1 protein-coding gene is annotated in these 1,084 nt (G+C 37.5%); it reads right to left on the bottom strand.

The annotated features are described in order from the left end of the window. Positions 1-13: 13 nt before the first annotated feature. Positions 14-1,084 (bottom strand): HP0729 family protein (locus OFO00_RS08010; RefSeq protein ID WP_270865598.1); only part of this gene is annotated, 1,071 nt, incomplete at its 5' end.

Here is a 1,084-nt window from a genome sequence, read left to right as displayed (position 1 = left end):
TGATTTTCATTTTTTATCCTTTATAATCGATTTTTTGTTTTTCTCGCAAAAGCGCAGGTATCGCGCCGTCTCGCCCTATGCCTAAAATTCTGCTTCTTAGCAAATTTATCTCACGCAGGCTCGCCTTTTTTTTATGCACGCTTGGATTTCGCACACTTTGTAGGGCAGTTATCTCGCCAAGCAAGGTATAAAACAGGAAATTTTCTAAATTTCTATCATTTAGCCTCTGAATTGCTTTTTTAATCCTAATTTGATTAAATAAAAATTTGTAAGTGCCTAAATTTGGGCGAATTTCAAACATATCTCGCACAGTGTAGTCCTTGCCCTGCACCGAGTAAGGCACGGCTAAAATCTCTTTGTCAAAAATGCAAAGCCTTTTAAATAAAATTTTGACAAATTCGTAAATTTCAAGCTCCATGACCTTAGAATATCTCATAGAAATAGCACTAAAATCGTAAATTTTATCATCTTTGTTGGCTAGGTATTCGATCTCGGCTGAGACTAAATTTTCCACGCTGTCGATATGTAAGATATGAAAAATCTCGCCGAAACAATACCTTGCTAAATTTTCTTTTACGCCCAAAAATTCGGCACTTTTATAGACATTTTTGTAAAAACACTCGCCACTAGAAAAATAATCAAGCGAATTTTTTTGTTCTACCACAAGCGGATAAACATAGTCGTTGCCGTAAATGCGGTAAGTCCTACCCCGCACCAAAAATCCGCTTAAAAAATCATCTCTGACGCGTTCGAAATCGTTTCGCACAAGCTCACGCAAATCACCTAAAATAAACCATTTCTCCACTTCTAAGCTTTCGTAGTAGCTTGGAGAGATTTCACCTTCTAGGCTGTCTTTTACAGCGATGACTTTGGCGACATAAAGGCTAGAAAAATCGCTTAAAAATAGCTGAAAATAGCCGTCTGCGTTCGCACCGGCATAAATTTCATTTAGGGCATTTTCGTCAGAATTTATCATATCCCTATCCTTTGCCCTGACCTTGCCAAATGCGACCTTGCCTTTATCAAGCAAAATTTTTAAATGCTCTTCAATGACATTTGCCTTGAAATACGGGTTATAAAGGAT

It is taken from the genome of Campylobacter sp. VBCF_04 NA7, assembly GCF_027737405.1.
In the GTDB taxonomy this organism is placed as follows: domain Bacteria; phylum Campylobacterota; class Campylobacteria; order Campylobacterales; family Campylobacteraceae; genus Campylobacter_B.
The sequence above is the reverse complement of the archived record's forward strand: the minus strand, read 5'-3'. Positions and strand labels throughout refer to the sequence as shown.